The sequence below is a fragment of the Bibersteinia trehalosi genome, assembly GCF_004346205.1.
Classification (GTDB): Bacteria; Pseudomonadota; Gammaproteobacteria; order Enterobacterales; family Pasteurellaceae; genus Bibersteinia; species Bibersteinia trehalosi.
Genome location: NZ_SMAM01000006.1, coordinates 1 through 24,398 on the forward strand (window position 1 = coordinate 1; position 24,398 = coordinate 24,398).

The following is a 24,398-nucleotide window of genomic DNA, read 5'->3' on the forward strand; positions in this document are numbered from 1 at the left end:
TCCCACCTGACTCCATACCGAACTCAGAAGTGAAACGCAGTAACGCCGATGGTAGTGTGGGGTTTCCCCATGTGAGAGTAGGGCAACATCAGGGTATTATTTTAATGCGGAGCGGTAGTTCAGCTGGTTAGAATACCTGCCTGTCACGCAGGGGGTCGCGGGTTCGAGTCCCGTCCGTTCCGCCACTTTATTTGATAAGCGAATAGAAAATTCGCTTATTTTATTTTAGAAATACGATAAAATTTAACAGGATTTTCCTGATGTCCATAGTGCTGTGGCTCCACCTGATTCCATTCCGAACTCAGAAGTGAAACGCAGTAACGCCGATGGTAGTGTGGGGTTTCCCCATGTGAGAGTAGGGCAACATCAGGGTTTAATTTAAAGGGAACCCCAAGTCGTAAGGCTTGGGGTTTTTGCTTATGTGTTATTTATAAAAATATTTATTTGTAGTTTAAGCTATTATGAATATGTTTATGAAATAGTAGCTTAATAAAATAATAGTGATAAGATAATTTTATAATGCGAATACATAGCTAGGAGATAATTTATGAAATGCAATAAGGTATTACAAATATGGTTTGCTATATTGTTTAATCTATTAACTGCTTCAGCTTTAGCAGAGGTATCTTTAAAAGAAATCTTGCTAATTGCTCTAGAAAGAGATCCTAGTTTAGATGAAGCAAGAGCAAATATTTTAATGGCGGAAAGCCAGACTAAAATTTCAGAGGCAGGGCATGAGCCTGTGATTTCTCTGGTAAATACAGGTGTGCTTGCTCAAAAGCATACAAATTCTAGCAATCGTCGCTCAGGACCTAGTGTTATGGGACGGATTAATCTTTATTCTTGGGGAGCAATTGAATCAGAAATTGAACGAGATAAATATAAAGAAGATTTTTTCCGCTATAAATTCTATGAGATTCGTGAACAGTTAGGGCAGCAGATTGGGAGTCTATATTTAGCAGCATTACGGGCAAAAGAAAATATTTCGATTTATAAAGAAAGTTTACAGCGTCATGAGAAGATGATTAAAGAGCTTAAAGTTATTGTTACCTACGATGAGGGGAGAATTTCTGAATTGAATGAAGCGCTTTCTCGTCGTAATCAGGTAGAATCTACTCTTTTGCAATATGAACGAACGATGTATAACGCATTGAGCCGCTTAAGCCGTTATACGCCTAAAAATTTAATGCCAGCTGATTTAGTTGATCCATTTTTGAATGTGTCAGCAGAACATTTTATTGCGAAATATCGTAATTCAAATATACAGTCTAACCCCACTTTTGTGGCACAAAAGAAAGAGTTTGAAGCAGCAAGGGCAGATGCCAATTCAGTAAAAGCGCGTCGCTTACCTGCAATTAATTTGGAAGGTTCCGCAAGTCGTCGTGAAAGAGAAGTTTATATTAATATGTCTTGGGATTTATATAACCCTGCGAGCAAGTATCAAGAACGCAATAGCTATTATTCACAAAAAGCAGCGGAAGCAAGAATGCAAGAGATCGAACTGGAGGTTGCTCAACAAGCACATACAGCAGAAATTGATATGGTGCATAATCAACAATTAGCTAAAGTGGCACATAAACAGATTGCATTACAGAAAAATGTGGTTACAGATACGGAATTGCAGTTCCAAATTGCAATGAAATCACTTTTAAATGTATTAGATGCTTATCAAGAACTCACAACGGTTCAAGCAACAGAAATTGCTGCTCGTAATGATTTTCGAGATGCTGCACTATTATACCTTGTTTCACAAGCTAGAGTATCCGTTTGGTCGGGTATTGCCCCCCTTTCTTTAGATAAAGAGTAATAAATGAAGTCTATTATTGAACATATTGCGTTAGTCACGCAGATTTATGGTAATCCTATTGCGAAAGAAGCATTAACTGCTCAAATAGTGCGAGATACTAAGAATAAAGTGAATTTTCACTCAGTTATTGAAGTATTAAGAAGTTATGGTTTTGAAAATTCCATTTCTCAGCGCCCTTTGGAAGAAATACCTAGCTTATCTGTGCCGGTTGTTGCTATTTTGCAAAATGAAGAGGCGGTGGTAATTACAAAAATTGAAGGTAAGGGGTTAGAGCGACGTTACTATATTCGCCAATCTGGTGATGCAGAACAAGTCATTGAGCACAAAGTATTAGAACAGAGTTATCTAGGTTACTGCTGGTTTATTAAACCAAAGATGGTCTCAGACATTCGTTCGGAACTGCCTGAATATGATATGCCAAAGGCATGGTTTTGGAAGGTAATTTGGCGTTTCCGTGGCTACTATTATCAGGTAATTCTAGCAAGTTTCATTATTAATTTTTTAGCGTTAGTCAATTCATTATATGTAATGAATGTGTATGACAGAGTTATTCCTAATCAAACATATGAAACTCTTTGGGCATTAACTATTGGGGTAGTGATTGCTATTGGTTTCGAATTTGTTGCGCGTATGATTCGAGGACATTTAACTGATGTCGCGGGTAAAAAAGCAGATTTAATTATTAGTTCAGCACTCTTCCGCCGAGTGATGGCATTACGTTTAATTGATAAACCAATCTCCTCAGGTTCTTATGCAAATAATTTGCGTGAATTTGAGTCAGTGCGTGAATTTATGACTAGCGCGAGCCTACTGGCTTTGGTTGATTTGCCTTTCCTATTGTTATTTGTTTTTGTGATTTATTTGATAGGTGGCGTGTTAGCGATTGTTCCGCTCATTGTGATTACAATTGTGATTATCGTCAGTTTTGCAGTACAGCCTAAATTGGCTGCGCGTTTGAATGATTCTATGAAAGAATCTTCTCAACGACAAGGCTTAATTGTTGAAGCGCTAGATGGGATTGAGACACTGAAAGCAAATAATGCGGTGAACTGGGTTCAACAACGTTGGGATGCATATACGGCAAAAGTTTCAGCTGCTCAAATTAAAGTCAAAGACTTAAGTAATTTTGTTACTAACTTTTCAACTAAAATGCAACAACTCAATACAGTCTGCCTTGTTATGGTAGGTGCATATTTAGTTCATGCAGAAGTGGAAGCTGAACGTATTACAATTGGTGCGATAATCGCTTCAGTTATTCTTTCAGGAAGAGCTTTAGCGCCCGTAGGGCAAATAGCTTCTCTTGCTATTCGATTTCAGCAAGCTAAATTAGCCTTAAAAGGTGTAGATAATATTGTCAAGCGACCAATTGAGCGAGACACTTCTCGTCAATACATTACTTTAAAGCAAGTTCAAGGCAAATTAACATTCCATAATGTTGCTTTTCAATATGAGCAGGCTATTCCTGATACATTGAATGGAATTAATCTCAATATTCAGGCAGGAGAAAAAGTTGGGATTCTCGGTAAAGTGGGGAGTGGTAAAAGTACTTTACTGAAACTTGCATCTGGTCTATATGAGCCAACTAAAGGCGGTGTAACTTTAGATGACGTGGATATTCGTCAGCTTGATCCAAATTATCTACGTAGTCAAATAGCCTTATTAACTCAATCAGAACGATTATTCCTAGGCACTTTACGTGAAAATTTAGATATGGCTCGTACTGATAATCTCACAGATGATCGTATTTTAGTGCAGGCTTTACAACGTTTTGGGTTATTACCGTTAGTACAGCGACATCCGAAAGGATTGGATATGCCATTAGGTGAAAATGGGTTAGGCTTATCTGGGGGACAAAAGCAGCTAGTTGCATTAGCACGTATGACGATAAAGGAACCAAAGATTGTTTTACTAGATGAGCCAACCAGTGATCTGGATCAGGGAACAGAAGATATGGTGCTACGTGCATTAGCTCAATGGCTGGCAAAGCGTACCTTAGTAGTAGTCACTCATCGCCCACAGGTATTGAAATTAGTTAATCGTATAATTGTCATGGATAACGGTAAGGTGGTTATGGATGGTCCGCGTGATGAAGTATTGGCTCGATTACAAAGTCAGCATAAGCAGCAGGTAACTTCAATGAAAGAACCAATGTTTGCTAAAGAAAAGCATAACACAACAGAGGAAAAATAATGCGTCAGAATCAAACACAGGAAAAAGTTAAACAAGCTGACTTATCCTTAATTAATGATTTAAATGCTGCTTTGCAAACAGAAAAACATCATAAATCTTTTGCGGTAATTATTTTATTTGCCATTTTTCTGATTGTTTTTGTCATTTGGGCTTACTTTAGCCCATTGGAAGAAGTTACTCGTGGGCAGGGGAGTGTTATTCCAAGCAGTCGAGAGCAGATCGTTCAAAGTTTGGATCCTGGTATCATTAGTGAAATGAAGGTGAAGGAAGGAGACATTGTAGAAAAGGATCAAATTTTACTGACTCTTGATGACACACGTAGCTCTGCTATTTTGCGTGAAAGTGAAGCAAAAGTACACAATCTTGAGGCTATCGTTAGTCGTTTACAAGCAGAAGCCTATGGGGTGGCATTGAAATTTCCTGCCGGGATAGCACAAGAGGTTAGAGAGCGTGAACTTGCTGCTTATCATGCTCGCCGTCGTGCGATGCAAGATGCAGTCAGTGGTCTCGCTAAAAGTAAAGCGCTGCTGGATCGTGAAATTGCAATTGTTGCTCCGATGGTAAAGCGTGGGGTGATGTCGGAAGTTGAACTATTGAGAATGCAGCGCCAATCTGCGGAGCTTGCAAATCAAATTACTGAACGAAAAAATCAATATGCGGCAAATGCCAGCAATGAATTGGTTCAGGCAGAATCTGAGCTTGCTCAGGCTCGTGAAAATATGGTTATGCGAGCTGATCCAGTAGAGCGATCACAAATTAAAGCACCACTACGTGGTGTGGTTAAAAATATTCGGATCAATACTGTTGGTGGTGTAGTGCAAGCAGGGCAAGATATCTTAGAAATTGTACCGCTTGATGACACTTTAATTGTACAAGCCTATATTAGCCCGAAAGATGTTGCTTTTATTCGTGTTGGACAAGAAGCATTGATTAAAGTTAGTGCTTATGACTATGCCATTTATGGGGGCTTAGAAGGTAAAGTAATTTTACTTAGCCCAGACACACTGCAAGATGATCGTCGTCCAAGTGAGTTGAAACTTAACCCAGATCAGGCATATTATCGAGTATTAGTTGAGACGTCTGGCAGTTATATTACAGACAAAGCTGGCAATCGTTTAGATATTTCACCAGGTATGACGGCAACGGTAGATATTAAAACAGGTGAGAAAACGATCTTTCAATACCTGATCAAACCGATTACACGTATGAAACAGGCATTACAAGAGCGCTAGGACGCTTAATTATGCAACATTAATTAGCGTAGAGCCTATACAAGCGGTGAAAAATTACCGAAATTCTGCAAAATTATGAGTACAGTTTAGGGAGATGAATTCATCTCCCTTTTTCTTTAATAGAGAAAAAAAATAAACCTTACCGTTTTAGTCTGGTATACTGCACAAATTAAACACAACTTAAGACTTGAAAGGAACTCAACTAATGTCTATCACTGTAAAAATATTGGATTCATCGAAAATTGTTGCAGAATATCAGCCTGTTGCAACAGAAACTATCGTTATACCTGCACAGCAGCATGTCAATTATCAACTCATTGATCATCTTAGTGGCTATGCACCACAAAATATTACCGCATTACGTAGTGGTTCTGACTTAACTATTATGTTAGAGGGCAGTGATAGTGTGCCTGCGATCATCATCGAAAATTATTATGAACAAGAGCAGGCGCAAACCAATTTATTAATTGGCATACATGAGAATGGGGCTATTTATGCTTATGTTCCTGAATCGGGTGTGGCAAGTGATGCGGTCTCTGTATTAGCTGAAGAAATGGTTGCACCACAGATTTTAGCTGGTGAGAAATTATCTACATTATTCTGGAGTACTTATCCAAATTGGTTATGGGGCTTATTACCTGTTGCCGGAGGGTTGACCGCTTTAGCTATTCATGGCGACTCCTCCTCTGCACAGCATGATGCGACATCGGAAGATCAGGCTGTAACGGATTATGATCAGCCGATTGAGCCAGAACAACCGTCTGAACCAGAACAGCCAACTGAGCCAGAGCAACCAACTGCGCCAGAACAGCCGCCTGAACCAGAACAACCGTCTGAACCAGAGCAGCCAATTGAGCCAGAACAACCGTCTGAACCAGAACAGCCAACTGCGCCAGAACAACCAACTGCGCCAGAGCAACCAACTGCGCCAGAGCAACCAACTGAGCCAGAGCAACCAACTGCGCCAGAACAGCCGTCTGAGCCAGAACAGCCAACTGAGCCAGAGCAGCCAGTTGAGCCAGAGCAACCATCTGAGCCAGAGCAACCATCTGAGCCAGAACAGCCAACTGAGCCAGAGCAACCGTCTGAACCAGAGCAGCCAATTGAGCCAGAACAACCGTCTGAGCCAGAACAGCCGTCTGAACCAGAGCAACCATCTGAACCAGAGCAACCGTCTGAGCCAGAGCAACCGTCTGAGCCAGAACAACCATCTGAACCAGAACAACCATCTGAGCCAGAGCAACCAACTGTGCCAGAGCAACCATCTGAGCCAGAGCAACCATCTGAGCCAGAGCAACCATCTGAGCCAGAGCAACCATCTGAGCCAGAGCAACCATCTGAGCCAGAGCAACCATCTGAACCAGAGCAACCGTCTGAACCGGAACAACCGTCTGAACCGGAACAACCGTCTGAGCCAGAACAGCCGTCTGAGCCAGAGCAACCGTCTGAGCCAGAGCAACCGTCTGAACCGGAACAACCGTCTGAGCCAGAACAGCCGTCTGAGCCAGAGCAACCAACTGTGCCAGAGCAACCATCTGAGCCAGAACAGCCAACAGAACCACAGCTGACCATAAATGCCATTACAGAGGATAACCGCATCAATATGGTGGAAGCTCAAGGTAAATTGTTATTAAACGGTACAGTCATTGTAGATACAGGGAATGATGTGCGTGTTGAAGTTGAGCTAAATGGTCAAAATTATCTAGCGAATGTGAATGGCGAAGCTTGGGAACTAGAAATTGAGGCTACTACTTTAGCTTTACAGCAAGGCGAAAATAGCCTGAAGCTCAAAGCAACAGCAACAAGTGCCTCAGGTTTAGAAGCCTCGAGTGAATTGGTGCATATCTATGATGTGGATACACTTATTGTGGATCCGCTGATCCAGCTTGAGCCAATTACAGGGGATGACATTATTCAGTATGCAGAAAGTAAGCAAGCAACCACAACGATTAGAGGAAATGTGGTAAATGTGGAACACTCAGCAGCAAAAGCGGGTGATATTGTAGAGATTAAAGTTGGTAATACCGTCAATCACAATGTATTAAAAGATGATGGTAATGGCGGGCTTACTTTCGAAGTAGAGGTAGGTACGATTGCCTTAATTAATCACGCAGCAGAAGGGATCAGCATTACACTTGCAACCTCCGATGATAGTGGAAATACATTAACTACTGCTGCATCACATAATTATAGAGTTGAGCAGCGAGATATTCGTATTGAGCTGACTTCAATTGCCGAAGATGACATTATCAATAGAGTAGAGAGCCAAGGTGAGATTGATATTGTCGGCTCTGTGGCTAATGGAGAGGAAGGCGATAGCATTGAGATTTATTGCTCTTGCCCTGAATGTGAAACAGGTTGGAAATTAATTCAAGAAGCCCGTTTAAGAGAGAGCGGCGATTTTAGTTTAACCGTAAATGGTGAGTTACTCTCACAAACAGGTGATAAAGCACCAACCATTAAGGCAGTATATAAAAATGACCCAAGTGTTGAAAATAGCCGTAACTATACAGTAGATACGGAACTAAGCGTGCCTCAAACTACGCTGACGATTGCTGGTGATAATAAAATTAATACGCTGACAGAGAGTGGAAATATCACGATTGCAGGGCAACTTAGTCAGATTGATAGTGATGTGACTGAGCTAGATGTTGTTGTGACGATCAACGGCAAGCAGTACTCTGCGACTATCAATGAAGAGAAGTCTGCGTGGACATTAATACAATCGGGCGCGGAGCTTGCTCAATTAGATGATAAATCAGTAAGTGTTAAAGTCACGGTTAAAGATCAAGCGGGCAATAGTGAAGAGAATTCTGCAAACCAAGTTTATACAGTCACTTCAAGTAAAGAAGCCCCTGTAATTATTTTTGATTCCGTTACCGGAGATGATTTTATTAGTCAGCCAGAAGTTGAAGCTGGATTAACTTTCTCTGGACGTGTTGAGAATGGTATTGCTGGGCAAACTATGCAAGTCGGCTACGTCTTTGCTCAAGTAAGACCATGGTCTTTTGTTTGGAAAGATGTTGTTATTCAAGATGATTTAACTTTCAAGGTCAGCTATACCGCGGAAGAATCAGCGATTATAGCTCATGCTGATAATAGATGGGGAACGAACTGGAACAACCAAAAATTCCCACTTTATCGTATTGGTGCAAAATACAGTGCAGATTATGGTGATGGTGTACCTGTTGTGGCAACGGGTTCTGCAATAATGCCAGATGGTAATGGTGGAACGAATAATGTGGTATATCGCCAATATTTTAACGCGGTATTTGAACCGTTGTTACAGTTAGAGTTAGATCCAATTGGCAATGAGGGCATCCTGAATGCAGAAATGGAACAATCAGGTGTTGTGAAGCTAACAGGCTATTTCCATAGTGGTTACAATGGACATAATAATGCGTTTGCTGACCGTGCCGAGTCTGCTAGTGTGAGCATTAATGGTGTCGTTTATGAGGGTAAAATTACAGGTAATCCTCTCTACCACAGTAATAGTAATGCCAAAATTGCAGTGGAATTTGAAGTACCATTTGTTGCATTGCAAACGGCTTTAACTGAGGGGAAAGGTGCAATTGTCCTTGATGCTATTGTGAAAGATGGCTATGGCAATGTGAAGGCGATTCAATCGGATACGGAGAATTATACAATTGATATTACAGCCCCTGAGCTTAGCGTTCATATTGAGCCTATTAGTTCGGATAGTATGATTAATCTTGCGGAATCTCGCCAAGATTTAACTATCTCTGGTTCATTAGCTTACGACAAAGCAGATGTAAAAGCGGGGAGCGTGGAAGTGATCCTTGAGTTTGATGGCAAGGAATATGTGGCGGAAGTTAATGAAGATACACAAACATGGTCATATACTTTCCCTGCTAAGCCAACCATCTTACTCGCTGCCAATGAAGGACAATTTGATATTGCAGTCAAAGCGAGCGCAAAAGATGTGGCGCATAACGTAGCAAATGCAGAAAGTAATGCGAACTTCACGGTCGATCTTACATTGCCAGCAGTGCAAATCACGCTAAATCCAATAGCAGAAAATGGTGTGCTTGATGTGGACAAAGCAGGTGAAAGTGTGATGGTAAGCGGTCAAGTTTCGGGTGAATTTTACCAAAATGACAAAGTAACACTTATTGTCAATGGGCAGACTTATCGTACAGAAATTACCGACAGTACAGGTCAGTTCTCTGTTGCCGTTAAAACAAGCGATTTGACTGAAAATACAGTGCCAGCAATACTTGCAACAGTTGTCACTCAAGATCCTGCTGGAAATAGTGCAGATGCCCAAGCTACAATCAGCTATGACGTTGTAAAAGGTGATATTCAAATTGAGATTGTTTCTGTTGCAGGGATCGATAATTTCATTAATGTGACGGAAGCAAGAGCAGAAAAAACGGTTATCCAAGGAAAAATATCAGGTTCTGCGGCAAGCCCAAGTAGTGTTGTACTTATTAGCCTAAATGGCAAAGATGTAGTGGCAACGGTTAAAGATGATCTCACTTTCAGTGCTGAAATAACGACAAGTGAATTGGTAAATAATAAAGGCTACTTAGTCAAAGGTTCTGTGACAGGTTCAAATGCTGCACATGCAAGCACAGCTCAAAGCTATACTGTTAGTCCAGATGCGTTAGCGAAAGTTGATATTACTGAGATCAATAGTAATTTTGCAGCCTACTCAGAATTAGGTGGCATGATGACTATTACTGGTAAAGTAGAGCTCAGTGGTCTTTTCAAACGAGGAATGAATGCCTCTGCCGTAAGTAGCTTTAAAGTGCTTATTGGTGAGAATAGCTATACAGCCTCATTAGATTACAAAACACAAACTTTCGAGTTAAAAATGCCAGTAGCAGAAGTCGCGGCAATGGATGGTAGCGCGATCAGTTTTGATTTTGGTACAACTAGTAATGTTTTTACTCCGGCAAGTGATGATAGAGGTTACTGGTTCCGTCGACATAACAATACCAAAGTGACTTATGATAGCCTAACTTTAACGGGGGATTATGTTGTAGATAATGGCAATGGTTCATATAGCATTAAAGTGCCAAATGAACAAATGGCAACTATTAGCGGTAAGGTGTCAGGCTTAGTACCAAAAGCTGGTGATATTGTCGAAATTGAGCTGGGTGGCAAACTATATCAAGCGGAGGTACAAGCAAATAATACCTTCAATGTGAATGTACCAGCGGCTCTACTTGCTGAAAACAATGAAAAAGTAGTAACCGCAACTTTAATTACCACTGATTTGGCAAATAACACGATTCAAGTGAGTGATATTGAGGCTTACCTTACACCAGAAAATGTGAGCAGCGACTATGTTCAGCCACTGCATGCAGATATACCGACGGATAAGCGTAAATACAACCATTTAGAACAAGAAAACCCAGAGGAATTTAATTATCCTTATTTTATGGATATGTTCCGTGGTGCGAGTTATGGTTACAACCATTACAGCAAAGTGCCATTTGGTGGCGGTGAAAATGCGGTGATTAAATACCACTTTGTTTCTGCGGATGAAGGTAATGGGCAATATGCAAGCAAAATGAGAGATGGTGCGATTGCAGGAACATATTTGGATCTTGATGATGAGCATAAAGAATTATTGCATCAAATTTTTGCTAAATTCGATGAGTATGTGAACGTAAAATTTGAGTACAGCAATGATTTCATTTTGGATAGCACCGGCATTAATATTTCGAAAGGTAAACACCCGAATACAGCAGCTTCTGCATTTGCTACTCAAGGTGTGGATCTCATCTTTAATGCTCATGGTGGCGGTGGCGTATATTGGGGAAATACCGGTTGGTCTGCTTATATTTCTATCCACGAATTAACTCATAACTTTGGTTATAACCACACCTCCTTGTATTTCACGGATGAAAAACGAGATACAACCTTTGGTGGGATGGGAGCTGGCTCTATTGAAGATACCACGCTATTGAGCTATATGTCTTACAACTATGGGGATAAAACAGCATTTGCTGTTACTGGTTATGATCTTGCTGCAATGCATTATCGCTATGGTGTGAATCCAAATACTCGTGCTGGTGATGATGTTTATTCATTCCAACGTTTTGCGGATGCAGAAGATTTTGGCGGCATTTATATTTGGGATGGTAATGGCGTTGATACCTTTGATGCATCAATGGAAAACGACAAAGTTTATATCAACCTCAAGCCTGGCTCATGGATTTATCGGGGCACACAAGAGAAAATGCTCACGATTAAATCAGCCACTAAATATAATGCAGTAGAATGGTTCGCTGATGAACTTGATCCAAACGCTAAAGTTTTAGAAAGCGATACGCGCACGGTAAAAGAATTTGTGGAAGGTCAAGCCTTTATTGGATACGGTACACAAATTGAAAATGCCATTGGTTCTGACTATGACGATATCCTTATCGGTAATGAAGCAGACAATAATTTATTGGGCGGTAAGGGCAACGATGTATTGAAAGGTGGTAAAGGGAATGACTACCTAGATGGCGGTGCGGGTAACGATGAAATGCATGGTGGCGAAGGCAATGATATCTATGTGGTTGATAGTGCAGGTGATAAAGTCATTGAACTTGTAAATGAAGGGACTGATACTGTAATCAGCTTTATTGACTACACACTTGGCGATCATGTTGAAAATCTCACCCTCATGGGCACAACTGCAACAATCGCTACGGGTAATGAGCTAGATAATACTTTGGTTGCTAATAATATTGGCAATAATTTAAACGGTGGCGCAGGTAATGACCGTTTAATTGGTGGTTTAGGCGCTGATACCTTAACCGGAGGTGATGGCAATGATACTTTCGTATTCAATACCGCGCTAAATGGCAATGTTGATACTATTGTTGATTTTAGTGAGGGCGATAAAATCGAACTTTCTAAAGCCGTATTTAGTGCAATTGATAGTGTCGAAAATGTCATGAATTACATTAAATACGATAAATCAAATGGCGAATTAAGTTACCAAGAAAGTAGCAATGTAGATGCAGTTCATTTTGCTACGGTACAAAGCCTATATGCTTTGGATCAGAATCATTTCACCTTAGTGTAATGAGCTAAGAATAAATCCCCATCATCCTAAAGATGATGGGGATTTTTTATACGAATGAGATTTTGCAAAAAATTTGTTAAAAGCGAGCGCTTGCTATCAAGACTAAGGCATAAAACGTTAATAGAGTAATCTTGCGCGAATAGTGCCTTCAATCGCTTTTAACTTATTAAGCATATCTGCACTATGCGGTGTTTCAACATCAATCACAACATAGCCAATCGCAGGATCTGTCTGCAAGTACTGCGCAGCAATATTCACATTCGCTTCAACGAAGATCTGGTTGATTTTATTTAGAATACCTGGGCGGTTTTCATGAATATGGAGTAAACGGGTTGTACCTGCGTGTTCTGGCAGAGAAACTTCTGGAAAATTGACTGCAGACAATGTTGAGCCATTATCAGAATATTTCACAAATTTACTCGCTACCTCAGTGCCGATATTGGCTTGGGCTTCGGCGGTTGAGCCACCAATATGCGGTGTAAGAATAACGTGATCAAATTGGCAAAGTGGAGAGTTAAAAGGATCATGAGCAGAAGCCGGTTCTTCAGGAAATACGTCTAATGCTGCTCCACGCAGTTTGCCATGAGAAAGCGTTTCTACCAATGCATCTAAATCAACCACAGTACCTCGAGCGGCATTAATCAAAACAGCATCATCTTTCATCTGAGCTAAGCGTTCGGCATTGATCAGGTTTTTGGTGGTTGCATTTTCTGGCACATGTAGTGAAACTGCATCACTGATACTGAGCAATTCTTCTAGGCTATCGACTTGCTGTGCATTGCCTAAAGGGAGCTTTGTTTCAATATCATAGAAATAAACTTGCATACCAACCGATTCAGCTAAGATGCCGAGCTGAGTACCGATATGCCCGTAACCAATAATCCCAAGTTTTTTGCCGCGTACCTCATTTGAGCCACTGGCTGATTTATTCCACACACCTCGGTGTACTTCAGCATTAGCCTTTGGCACTTGGCGCATTAACACAATGATTTCACCCAATACTAATTCAGCAACAGAGCGCGTGTTCGAGAATGGCGCATTAAAGACAGGAATGCCTAACGCTTTTGCTGCTTCAAGATCGACTTGATTCGTACCAATACAAAAGCAACCAATAGCAATAAGCTTATCTGCTTGTGCTAAAATTTCTTTTGTTAAATGGGTGCGAGATCGAATACCAACAAAATGCGCATCTTTAATCGCCGCAATTAATTCGGCATCATCTAACGCTTTTTTATGGTAATCAATATTGCTATAGCCAGCCGCTTTTAGGCTATCTACCGCATTTTGGTGTACACCTTCTAGCAGTACAAACTTAATTTTGCTTTTGTCGAGAGAGAGTTTAGTCATTGTGTTTGCTTCCTATATCTGTGAGGTTATTCGATAATTTTTGCCCCATCTGGTGTGCCAACGATAGTAACATTTGCATAACGTTGCGCAAAAATCCCATTAGTTACGACACCAGCAATATTGTTGAGCGTATGTTCCATTTTCAACGGCTCTATAATTTTAAAATTATGCACATCTAAAATAACATTACCGTTATCGGTCACTACGCCTTCGCGATACTCAGGGTTACCACCTAATGCGACAATCTGGCGAGCAACATAAGAACGAGCCATTGGAATGACTTCAACGGGGAGCGGGAATGTAGAGCCTAACACATCGACTTGTTTTGAGCTATCCACTATACAGATGAATTTTTTTGCCAGTGAACTCACAATTTTTTCACGTGTGAGTGCTGCACCGCCTCCTTTAATCATATAGCCTTGCGGCGTAATTTCGTCTGCACCATCAATATACACATCCAGCGAGCTCACTTCATTCGCGCTAAATACTTCAATCCCTTGAGCTCGGAGTAATTCCTCCGAATTTTTAGATGCAGCAACGGCCCCTTTGATTTGATCAGACATTTCGCCCAGTGCTTCAATAAAGCAGTTTACGGTAGAACCGCTACCTACGCCAACAATCGTATCAGGTTGTACAAACTGTAATGCCGCACGTGCAGCAATTTTTTTCATTTCAAGTTGATCCATTTTCATTTCCTCTAAAAAAATCAAGCGGTGCATTTTGCAAAATTTTCTGCAAAATGCACCGCTTGTTATCAGTTGCGTTTTACCGCATCCACAATTTCTTCTGCACTGCGTTGGGCTAGTTCGCCATCTTCGCATTCTACCATTACGCGAATTAATGGCTCAGTACCTGATTTACGCAGTAGAATGCGCCCTTTGCCGGCTAAACGTTCTTCAACCGCTTTTGCTACCGCTTTAACCTCATCGCTTTCTAGAGGATTTTCACCACCCTCGAAGCGAACATTTAATAATACTTGCGGGAAAAGCGGCACCGCTTTGGCAAGCTCATTTAGACTTAACTTATGTGCCGCCATTGCGCCTAATACTTCTAATGAAGCAATAATTCCATCGCCAGTGGTATTTTTATCTAGCACGATGATATGCCCTGAATTTTCACCGCCCAATTTCCAGCCTTTTTCTTTTAATAATTCCAATACATAACGGTCACCAACATTGGCGCGCGCAAATGGAATAGCCAGTTGTTTGAGCGCAATTTCTAGGCTCATATTGCTCATCAATGTCCCGACAACACCACCTTGTAATTTACCTGCACGCAAGGCTTCGCGTGCAATAATAAACAGGATTTGGTCACCATCGACTTTATTACCTAAATGATCGACCATAATCAAGCGGTCACCATCGCCATCATAAGCTAAACCAACATCTGCTCCCGCTTCAAGCACAACTTTTTGTAAGGCTTGAATATCGGTTGCGCCACATTTTTCATTAATATTTAGGCCATCTGGGCGAGTACCAATCTCAATGACTTCTGCGCCTAATTCACGCATAACGCTTGGAGCGATATGGTAGGTTGCGCCATTTGCACAGTCCACTACGATTTTCATGCCTTCCAAGCTTAAATGTGCAGGGAAAGTACTTTTACAGAATTCAATATAGCGACCAGCAGCATCGTTAATTCGGCTTGCTTTCCCTAGCTCGGCTGATTCAACACAATCCATTGGTTGCTCAAGCAGGGCTTCAATCGCTTCTTCTACTTCATCGGGTAACTTCTCACCTTTTGCAGAGAAAAATTTGATGCCGTTATCGTAGTAGGGGTTATGAGAAGCGGAAATTACAATCCCGGCCTCTGCTCGGAATGTCCGAGTCAAATAGGCTACAGCCGGTGTTGGCATCGGGCCAGTAAATGCTGCGGATAAGCCAGCAGCAGCAAGGCCTGCTTCTAATGCAGACTCCAACATATAACCAGAAATACGGGTATCTTTACCGATCAATACTTTTTTTGAGCCTTGAGTCGCGAGGATTTTTCCTGCTGCCCAACCGAGTTTTAATGCAAATTCTGGAGTAATGGGGAATTTGCCGACTTTGCCGCGTACACCATCGGTGCCGAAGTATTTGCGTTCAGCCATACGATAAATCCTTATAATAAACATAAAAATTAACGCTATCTTAACTTTTCTTGCTAAGTATTGCCAGTTTAAAGCTTGCAAGCGGGCGAAATCTCAGGAAATTTTGCGAAATTTTGTCCCCTGCCATAGCCAAAACCAAGGAAAACTGCTAAGTTAGCAGCATGTTGAAAACTATTCGTATTTTGCAGGTTGAGTAAAATGTTGTTTGCGATTTTGACGATTCTGGTCTATCTAATTGCTTTGCATTTTGGGGTGCTAGCAGGGATTGCGCCTGTACATAAACATATAGAAAAAAGCAAAGTGAGCAGCAGATTTAATTTAAACATGGTGGTAATCGCAGGTAGCCTAGCGACTTTGTTGCACTTAGTCGATCTGTCCCACCTTTTTATCGCTCAGAATGGGCAAAATTTCACATTAGCTAATGTAGCATCTCTGATTAGCGTGATTATGAGTTTACTGGCGACAATAGCGTTGCCGCGCTGGAAAACGATCTGGTTTCCGGTATCGATTATTTATGCCTTAGGCATTGTGAGCGTTGCTGTATCAAGCTTTGTGGAAGGCAGTGTAATAAAGCAGCTTACCGAAGATAAAGGTTTGTTGTTCCATTTAGCGATGGCGCTATTTTCTTATGCACTGTTTTTTATTGCACTGCTTTATGCATTTCAGCTTAAATGGTTGGATCGCAAATTAAAAGCTAAACAATTTTCACCAGATTTGCCGGCATTAATGACCGTTTCCCGCCATTTCTTTAATTTAACATTAGTTGCTCAGATTTTGCTGACTTTGGCATTAATCACAGGCATGATTTATCTGCATAATTTCTTTGCAAATGAGCATATCCATAAAGCGATTTTCTCCTCTATTGCTTGGTTAGTCTATGCGATCTTACTATTAGGGCAATGGAAACTGCATTGGCGAGGAAATCGGGTGCTTATTTATTCACTTTCAGGTATGATATTGCTCACATTTGCTTATTTTGCGAGCAGAATGGTGTAAGGTAACAAATTGTCGGGGCGAATAGTTATTCGCCCTTGTCGTTTCATATTGTGCTTTACGGTGATTAACTTATAAAGGATTTTTAATTTTGGACAGTATTCCCTTGAGCAGTTTATTTATTGCTCTGGCTATTCTTCTTTTTCTTTCTGCCTTTTTTTCTAGCTCAGAAACAGGGCTGATGTCTTTAAACCGCTACAAAATGCGCAATCTTGCCAAGCAAGGTAATCGTGGGGCCAAGCAAGCAGAAAAGCTACTTGAGAAAACCGATATTTTGCTTAGTCTCATTTTAATTTGTAATAACTTGGTTAATATTGCTGCTTCTGCTATTGCAACCATGATTGGTATGCAACTTTCAGGAGAAGCTGGTGTAGCGATTGCTACCGGATTGCTTACCTTTGTGATGTTGGTATTTGCCGAAATTCTGCCGAAAACAATTGCCGCAATTTATCCTGAAAAAGTTGGCTTTTTTGCCAGCTATATCCTTACTCCGCTTAAAAAATTGTTGCTCCCTGTCGTATTTCTGATGAATTTAATCATCAGTGGGCTCATGAAATTACTGCATATTCGCCGTTCTGAACAAGCAGGTTTAAGCCCTGAAGAGCTACGTAGTGCGGTGCTAGAAGCGGGTAAATATATTCCAAGTTCGCACCAGGAAATGCTGGTTTCCATTTTAGATATGGAAAAAGTGACGGTTGATGACATTATGGTCCCCCGAAACGATATTGGCGGCATTGATATTGATGATGATTGGAAAGCAATTATGCGACAGCTCACCGGAGCTGCGCACGCACGGGTTGTGATCTACAAAGGCAATATGGATAAAAATATTCTTGGAATGTTACGAGTGCGTGAAGCCTTCCGACTAATGCTTGAACGTAATGAATTTACCAAAGAGCAGCTCATTCGTGCGGTTGATGAAGTTTATTTTATCCCTGAAGGCACACCATTGAACACGCAGCTTATTAATTTTAAAGAGAATAAAGAACGTATTGGCTTGGTAGTGGATGAATATGGCGACATTAAAGGACTCATTACGCTTGAAGATATTTTAGAAGAGATTGTGGGGGAATTTACCACCTCTACAGCACCAACGCTTGAAGAAGAAGTTAAACCACAATCTGATGGTTCAGTACTGATCGAAGGTTCAGCAAACTTACGAGATCTGAATAAATTATTTGACTGGAATTTGCCATTAGATGAGGTCCGTACTTTTAATGGATTAATTTTAGAGCATTTGGAAAAAATCCCCGATGAAGATACGCAATTCATGCTATTAAACCTAAAAGTCACTGTTTTAGAAGTGGCGGATAATATGGTGAAATTGGCGCGAGTTGAACCAATGTTAGAGGTTGTTGAGCATTCGCATTGATTAGGAAAAAGCGCAATTCATTTTTAGTTGAAACATCAATGTGTCTGAGCGCAAATCATATTTTATCTCCCCTTATCACAAAGGGGGGATTCTCTTTTGTAAAATTCTCATCGGATCAGACCGCTTGTTACCATTCTTTTTTTGCCGTTCTGACTGCTTTCAGGTAAAATCTACGGTTATTTTCTATCGTAAACACAAAAATCAATGACTAGCCAACTCTCTCTCGAACAAATTGCGATGCTTGCTCAAAGTGATATGCAAGCAGTCGATCAAGCCATTCTTGCCCAACTGAATTCTGAAGTGGTGCTGATTAATCAGCTAGGGCATTATATTATTGCGGGTGGTGGCAAACGTATTCGTCCGTTAATTGCTGTGCTTGCGGCAAGAGCTTTGGGATATCAAGGGCAAGATCATATTACATCAGCAGCGTTTATTGAGTTTGTACATACTGCAACTCTTCTACACGATGATGTGGTTGATGAATCAGATAAACGTCGTGGGCGTGATACAGCAAATGCGGTATTTGGTAATGCAGCAAGCGTACTCGTCGGCGATTTTATCTACACTCGTGCTTTCCAAATGATGGCAAGTTTGCAATCCCTTGCAATGCTGAAAGTCATGTCAGATGCGACCAATGTGATTTCTGAAGGTGAAGTACAGCAATTGATGAATGTCAATGATCCGAATACAACCGAAGAAAACTATATGATGGTGATCTACTGTAAGACTGCTCGCCTATTTGAGGCGGCAACACAATGTGCAGCGATTGTAGCAAATGCTAATGAAAACCAAATTGAAGCAATGAAAATGTATGGGCGCTATCTCGGTACCGCATTCCAGCTAGTTGATGATGTGTTAGATTATTCTGCCAATGCGGAGAAATTGGGTAAAAACGTGGGTGATGATTGGGTAGAAGGTAAGCCAACATTGCCATTGCTACATGCAATGCGACATGGCACGGAAAGCCAAGCAGAATTGATTCGCTACGCCATTGAAAACGGTGGTGAACGTGAAAAAATTGGCGAAGTGTTAGCGATTATGGCAGAAAATAAATCGCTTGATTACGCCATGCAAAAGGCTCGTGAAGAAGCCCAAAAAGCAGTGGATTGCTTAAAAGATTTACCTGAAAGTGATTATAAACAAGCCTTGATCTCGCTGGCATATTTGTCGGTGGATCGTTCTTATTAATCTGCTAAATTGAATTATTTGTAGGGGCGAATGATATTCACCCTAAATAAAAATGGATATTGGGCGAATGACATTCGCCCCTATAATAAAAATGACTGAACAAAATCAACAACCCATTGAACATATTCAAAGTGTGCGAGCAAGACGCCGTGCACAAAATCAAAAAAAAGATCCTAATGCCCCTTTTGTGCGTCCAAAATTAGAATTACCAAATGGGCATAACAAATTACTGCTTCACTCTTGCTGTGCACCTTGCTCAGGTGAAGTGATGGAAGCCATTCATGCATCAGGGATTGAATTTACGATTTATTTCTATAATCCGAATATCCACCCACTGAAAGAGTATCTAATCCGCAAGGAAGAAAATATTCGCTTTGCTGAAAAGTGGGGTATTCCGTTTATTGATTTAGATGATGACTACGAAAACGACCGCAAAGAGTGGTTTAAAAAAGCCAAAGGTATGGAATGGGAACCTGAACGTGGTATCCGCTGCACAATGTGCTTTGATATGCGTTTTGAAAAAGCAGCGGAATATGCCCATAATAATGGTTTTCCAGTCTTTACCAGTTGTTTAGGGATTTCTCGTTGGAAAGATATGAATCAAATTAACGACTGTGGACATCGTGCAGCTGCCAAATATGATGATGTAGTTTATTGGGACTACAATTGGCGCAAAGGCGGCGGATCGCAGCGTATGATTGAAATCAGTAAGCGAGAGCGTTTCTATCAACAAGAGTATTGTGGTTGCGTATATTCATTGCGTGATACTAATAAATGGCGGTTAGAAACAGGGCGTGAGCGGATTGAAATTGGGAAACTTTATTATTCACCAGATTAAACAGAGAACCACAAACGGTGGTTTTTAATCTATTTTTTGCAAAATACATTGTAGGGGCGTACTGCGTACGTCCGTGGACGCAAGCATTGCGTCCCTACATATGAACATCATTCATATTCAAATTTAAAAAGGAAAAAACAATGTCAAAATTCGCGATGGTTTTCCCAGGGCAAGGCTCACAAGCGGTTGGTATGCTTGCAGATCTTGCTCCTCTTTATCCAGTGGTAGAAGAAACCTTCCAACAAGCAAGCCAAGTGCTTGGCTATGATTTATGGGATTTAGTGCAAAATGGTACGGCTGAAGATTTAGGTCAAACTCATCGTACTCAACCCGCGCTCCTTGCGGCAAGTGTTGCATTATTTCGCATTTGGCAACAGAAATTCCCTGAACAAAAACCGTCTGTAATGGCAGGGCATAGCTTAGGTGAATATTCAGCTCTGGTTTGTGCTGGTGTATTGGATTTCCAAGATGCAATTAAATTAGTGGAATTGCGTGGTAACGCAATGCAAGAAGCTGTGCCAGCAGGTAGTGGTGCAATGTATGCCATTATCGGTTTAGATAATGAGGGTATTATCAAAGCCTGTGAACAGGCGGCAAGTGAAACAGGTGAAGTAGTTTCAGCGGTAAACTTCAACTCACCGGGGCAAGTGGTCATTGCTGGCACGAAAACGGCAGCAGAACGTGCAGGTGCATTATGTAAAGAAGCTGGAGCAAAACGTGCATTACCATTGGCGGTAAGCGTACCTTCACACTGTGCATTAATGAAACCAGCAGCAGATAAACTCGCTGAGGCGTTAGTTTCTTTAACATTAAATGCACCACAAATCCCTGTTATTAATAATGTGGATGTGCAAGAAGAAACGAATCCTGCAAATATCCGCTTAGCCTTAGTTCGCCAACTTTACAGCCCTGTGCGTTGGACAGAAACAGTAGAAAAAATGGCGAAAGAAGGCATTACAACGTTATATGAAATCGGGCCGGGTAAAGTATTAACTGGTTTAACTTCTCGTATTATGAAAGAATTAAATGCGAAAGCGGTGAATGACGTGGCTTCATTTGACGCAGTAGAATTTTAATACGGGCTAATGCCCATTGTTTAATGAAGATTGTAGGGGCGTATTGCATGCGCCTACGGACGTACGCAGTATAACCCTGCAATTTTATCAAAATAGGAAAGAAAAAATGCAAAATAAAATCGCATTAGTAACAGGCGCAACACGTGGTATTGGGAAAGCGATTGCTGAAGAATTAATCGCGAAAGGTGCTTTTGTTATCGGCACCGCAACCAGCGAAAAAGGCGCAGAATCTATCTCTGCCTATTTAGGCGAAAAAGGTAAAGGCTTGGTACTTAACGTAACCGATGAAACCTCTATTGAGCAAGCATTAAAAGCCATCAAAGAGCAGTTTGGCGACATTGATATTTTAGTTAATAACGCAGGGATTACGCGTGATAATCTGTTAATGCGAATGAAAGATGATGAGTGGTTTGACATTATGCAAACTAACTTAACTTCCGTTTATCGCCTATCAAAAGCGGTAATGCGTTCAATGATGAAAAAACGTTTCGGTCGTATTATTTCTATTGGCTCGGTCGTTGGTTCAATGGGTAACCCAGGACAAGCGAACTACTGTGCGGCAAAAGCAGGTGTGATCGGCTTTTCTAAATCACTTGCCAAAGAGGTGGCAAGTCGTGGTATTACGGTAAATGTTGTAGCTCCGGGTTTTATTGCCACTGATATGACGGATGAGCTAAACGAAGAACAACGGAATGTGATTTTAAGCCAGATTCCATCTGGTGAATTAGGTTCTCCGTCTGATATTGCCAAAGCTGTCGCTTTCTTAGCATCTGAAGATGCCCGTTATATCAACGGTGAAACGCTACATGTTAATGGCGGCTTATACATGAGCTAGATAATTTTGAAGAGGTCGGATTTTGTAAAATATAACTAAAATCCGACCGCTTGTTTTTTTAGGTTTTACCTATTTTGAGTTTGCGGATAGTGTTTATCCGAGAGGATAACGTGTTTTACATTATGGAGAAGTGTGTATGACCAAAAATACATTTGTGGTCGGCTTTATGCTATTTGCCATTTTCTTTGGAGCGGGTAACTTAATCTTTCCTCCAAAACTTGGTTTGGACAGTGGCGTGGAATTTTTACCATCCATTATTGGCTTTGTAGCAACTGGTGTTGGTTTGCCGTTGTTGGGGATTGCTGTGAGCGGGTATTATCAAGGTGGCTATAAAGAAGCCTTGAGTCAGAATGTGCACCCTTATTTCTCACTGATTTTTTTAATGGTGATCTATCTCACAATTGGGCCTTTTTTTGCTATTCCGCGCACGGGCGCAACGGCTTATCAAATGGCAATCTTACCATTTAGCGGCGAGAGTAATGCCGTATCGTTATTTTTATTCACCTTAGTTTATTATCTTATTGCCGTATGGTTTAGTTTAAATCCATCTAAAGTGGTGGCGCGTATTGGTTCAATTTTAACCCCTGTACTATTAATTGCGATTCTTGCTTTAGTGGTTAAAGCATTCTTTTTGTTAGATGGTGATAATCTACAACAAGCTAGTCAATTAGAATCACCGTTTTTTAATGGTATTGTTGAAGGCTACCTGACCATGGATGCGCTTGCTTCTATCACTTTCTCTGTTATTGTGATTAAAGCGATTAAGGCACGGGGTAATCATGGCAGTGCATTATTAAAGCAAACTGCAATTGCTGGGATTATTGCCGCGGTAGCGTTAGGAGCAATTTATATCGCTTTAGCTTGGATTGGTAATCGCTATCCAATTAGTGCGGAGACTTTAGACGAGTTAAATGCAAAAGGACAAAATATTGGTACATTTATTTTAAATAGTGTGGCAAGCGATACCTTTGGCGATTTTGGACGCTCATTATTAGGGATTATTGTAACACTCGCGTGTTTAACCACTTCAATTGGGTTGATCGTGACTACAAGTGAATACTTCCATGAGGTATTTCCGAAAATTCGCTACCGCGTGTATGTGTTAATTTTTTCACTGATTAGCTTTATCATCGCTAACCAAGGGCTTGATTTTGTGATTTCAAAATCAGTGCCTGTGCTTTTAGTGTTATATCCTATTGCAATTACTGTCATTTTCTTAATGTTGATCAACATCTTTATTAAATTATCGCCAATCGCACAGCGTTTACCGCTCGCTTTGGTCACCATTGTTGCGATTTTATCGGTTTCAGGTGTAGAAATGATGAATAGCCTACCGCTGAAAGACATTTCAATGGAATGGTTACCTTTCGCTGGCGCTGGCTTTTTAGTGGGCTACTTGCTCTCTAAGTGTCGCGTTTTATCTCAGGAGTCATAATGTCAGAACCCGTTGAGCAAGCTGCTGCCGAGCTAGATTTACAGGCAGAGGCCGTAAAAATTATCGAAACTGTTGAAAATAGTAGTTTAGAAAGTATTCTGCAAGAATGGATTATTCCTTATGGTACTAAGCTGCTTTTAGCTATCGCTATTTTTTTCATCGGCAGATATATTGCACGTTTTGTTAGCCGTTTACTCGGTAAGGCAGTTTTAGCCTCTAGTAAAGATGAAATGTTGCAAAGCTTTGTCACTTCTATCAGTTATTTCTTATTTTTACTGATTACGGTCATTGCTGCACTTTCGCAGCTTGGCATCAACACTAGTTCATTAGTGGCATTGATTGGTGCAGCGGGTTTAGCGATCGGGTTGGCATTACAAAACTCTATGCAGAATTTTGCTGCTGGTGTCATGATCCTTATTTTCAAACCTTTTAAAAAAGGTGATTTTATTGAAGCCGCAGATGTCGCGGGCAAAGTTGAGCAAATGGGATTATTGATGTTAGAGCTACGCACTAATGATAATAAAACTATCTTGGTGCCGAATGGCAAAGTGTTTGCCGATAGTATTACAAACTATTCGCGTAATGAGATTCGCCGTATTGATTTTATTTTTGATATTAGCTATGACTCGGATATTGCTCAAGCGAAACAAATTATTGAACGTGTTTTTGCTGAAGATGAAAATGTCTTGGACTATCCTGAAGCGAGTGTTGCTGTTGGTGCATTAGCTTCTAGCAGCGTACAATTATTTGCCCGCCCTTGGGTGAGAACAAATCAGTATGTGCCGACACAGTTTGCTTTACTTGAAAAAGTAAAATTAGAGTTTGATAAAGCAGGGATTAGTATTCCATATAACCAGCTGGATTTACATTTGCCTGATAACCAGTCGATTAAAATTGAAACGCGACCTTAAGTTCACAAGCGGTCAAAAAAGCGGAATTTTTTGCAAA

The 24,398-nt window shown here is 40.9% G+C and carries 15 protein-coding genes, 1 tRNA gene and 2 rRNA genes; 15 read left to right on the forward strand and 3 right to left on the reverse strand.

All coding sequences use genetic code 11. From position 1 onward, the window contains the following. From rrf (EDC51_RS11065) to EDC51_RS07065, 7 genes are all read left to right on the forward strand, one after another. Window positions 1-94 (forward strand): 5S ribosomal RNA (rrf, locus tag EDC51_RS11065); the annotation flags it as partial. Window positions 95-108: 14 nt separating this feature from the next. Then, window positions 109-185: transfer RNA gene (locus EDC51_RS07040), tRNA-Asp, on the forward strand. A 71-nt stretch (window positions 186-256) separates the two neighbouring features. Further along, window positions 257-372, forward strand: a 5S ribosomal RNA gene (rrf, locus tag EDC51_RS07045). Between the two features lie 175 nt (window positions 373-547). After that, window positions 548-1,807, forward strand: coding sequence for a TolC family protein (locus tag EDC51_RS07050; RefSeq protein ID WP_249038485.1), 1,260 nt, complete (start codon window positions 548-550; stop codon window positions 1,805-1,807). A gap of 3 nt (window positions 1,808-1,810) precedes the next feature. Beyond that, window positions 1,811-3,997 carry a type I secretion system permease/ATPase gene (locus tag EDC51_RS07055; protein ID WP_131928542.1) on the forward strand — a complete coding sequence of 729 codons (2,187 nt, stop codon included), beginning with the start codon at window positions 1,811-1,813 and terminating at the stop codon, window positions 3,995-3,997. Next, the gene (locus EDC51_RS07060) at window positions 3,997-5,229 is read left to right on the forward strand and encodes an HlyD family type I secretion periplasmic adaptor subunit (protein WP_015431799.1); all 1,233 of its coding nucleotides are present in this window, start codon (window positions 3,997-3,999) and stop codon (window positions 5,227-5,229) included. The genes EDC51_RS07055 and EDC51_RS07060 overlap by 1 nt, the downstream gene beginning before the upstream one ends. A gap of 205 nt (window positions 5,230-5,434) precedes the next feature. Beyond that, window positions 5,435-12,277 (forward strand): Ig-like domain-containing protein, encoded by a 6,843-nt coding sequence (locus tag EDC51_RS07065; protein ID WP_131928543.1) that lies wholly within the window; start codon window positions 5,435-5,437, stop codon window positions 12,275-12,277. A gap of 117 nt (window positions 12,278-12,394) precedes the next feature. Here the strand turns inward: EDC51_RS07065 and serA are convergent, their stop codons facing one another. The 3 genes from serA to glmM form a co-directional block, all read right to left on the reverse strand. Beyond that, window positions 12,395-13,624 carry a phosphoglycerate dehydrogenase gene (gene serA / locus EDC51_RS07070; RefSeq protein WP_015431802.1) on the reverse strand — a complete coding sequence of 410 codons (1,230 nt, stop codon included), beginning with the start codon at window positions 13,622-13,624 and terminating at the stop codon, window positions 12,395-12,397. 26 nt (window positions 13,625-13,650) lie between these two features. Next, window positions 13,651-14,310 (reverse strand): ribose-5-phosphate isomerase RpiA, encoded by a 660-nt coding sequence (gene rpiA, locus EDC51_RS07075; RefSeq protein WP_025267363.1) that lies wholly within the window; start codon window positions 14,308-14,310, stop codon window positions 13,651-13,653. A 68-nt stretch (window positions 14,311-14,378) separates the two neighbouring features. Continuing rightward, window positions 14,379-15,713, reverse strand: coding sequence for a phosphoglucosamine mutase (gene glmM, locus EDC51_RS07080; RefSeq protein ID WP_015431804.1), 1,335 nt, complete (start codon window positions 15,711-15,713; stop codon window positions 14,379-14,381). A gap of 198 nt (window positions 15,714-15,911) precedes the next feature. On the opposite strand from glmM, the gene EDC51_RS07085 reads away from it, so the two are divergent. The 8 genes from EDC51_RS07085 (at window position 15,912) to EDC51_RS07120 (ending at window position 24,361) form a co-directional block, all read left to right on the forward strand. After that, a complete protein-coding gene (locus tag EDC51_RS07085) occupies window positions 15,912-16,709 on the forward strand; it encodes a cytochrome C assembly family protein (protein ID WP_015431805.1) in 798 nt (265 codons plus the stop codon). Window positions 16,710-16,797: 88 nt separating this feature from the next. Next, a complete protein-coding gene (locus tag EDC51_RS07090) occupies window positions 16,798-18,078 on the forward strand; it encodes an HlyC/CorC family transporter (protein ID WP_015431806.1) in 1,281 nt (426 codons plus the stop codon). Between the two features lie 204 nt (window positions 18,079-18,282). Further along, window positions 18,283-19,266, forward strand: coding sequence for an octaprenyl diphosphate synthase (ispB, locus tag EDC51_RS07095; RefSeq protein WP_025288915.1), 984 nt, complete (start codon window positions 18,283-18,285; stop codon window positions 19,264-19,266). 91 nt (window positions 19,267-19,357) lie between these two features. Then, window positions 19,358-20,104, forward strand: coding sequence for an epoxyqueuosine reductase QueH (locus tag EDC51_RS07100; protein WP_025267361.1), 747 nt, complete (start codon window positions 19,358-19,360; stop codon window positions 20,102-20,104). 140 nt (window positions 20,105-20,244) lie between these two features. Further along, window positions 20,245-21,180, forward strand: coding sequence for an ACP S-malonyltransferase (fabD, locus tag EDC51_RS07105; protein WP_131928544.1), 936 nt, complete (start codon window positions 20,245-20,247; stop codon window positions 21,178-21,180). Window positions 21,181-21,286: 106 nt separating this feature from the next. After that, a complete protein-coding gene (fabG, locus tag EDC51_RS07110) occupies window positions 21,287-22,015 on the forward strand; it encodes a 3-oxoacyl-ACP reductase FabG (protein ID WP_025267359.1) in 729 nt (242 codons plus the stop codon). 136 nt (window positions 22,016-22,151) lie between these two features. Then, complete coding sequence (gene brnQ / locus EDC51_RS07115; protein WP_131928545.1) at window positions 22,152-23,450, forward strand: branched-chain amino acid transport system II carrier protein; 1,299 nt, start codon at window positions 22,152-22,154, stop codon at window positions 23,448-23,450. Then, entirely contained in the window at window positions 23,447-24,361 is a 915-nt protein-coding gene (locus tag EDC51_RS07120) for a mechanosensitive ion channel family protein (RefSeq protein WP_025267358.1), read from the forward strand. The genes brnQ and EDC51_RS07120 overlap by 4 nt, the downstream gene beginning before the upstream one ends. Window positions 24,362-24,398: the final 37 nt, after the last annotated feature.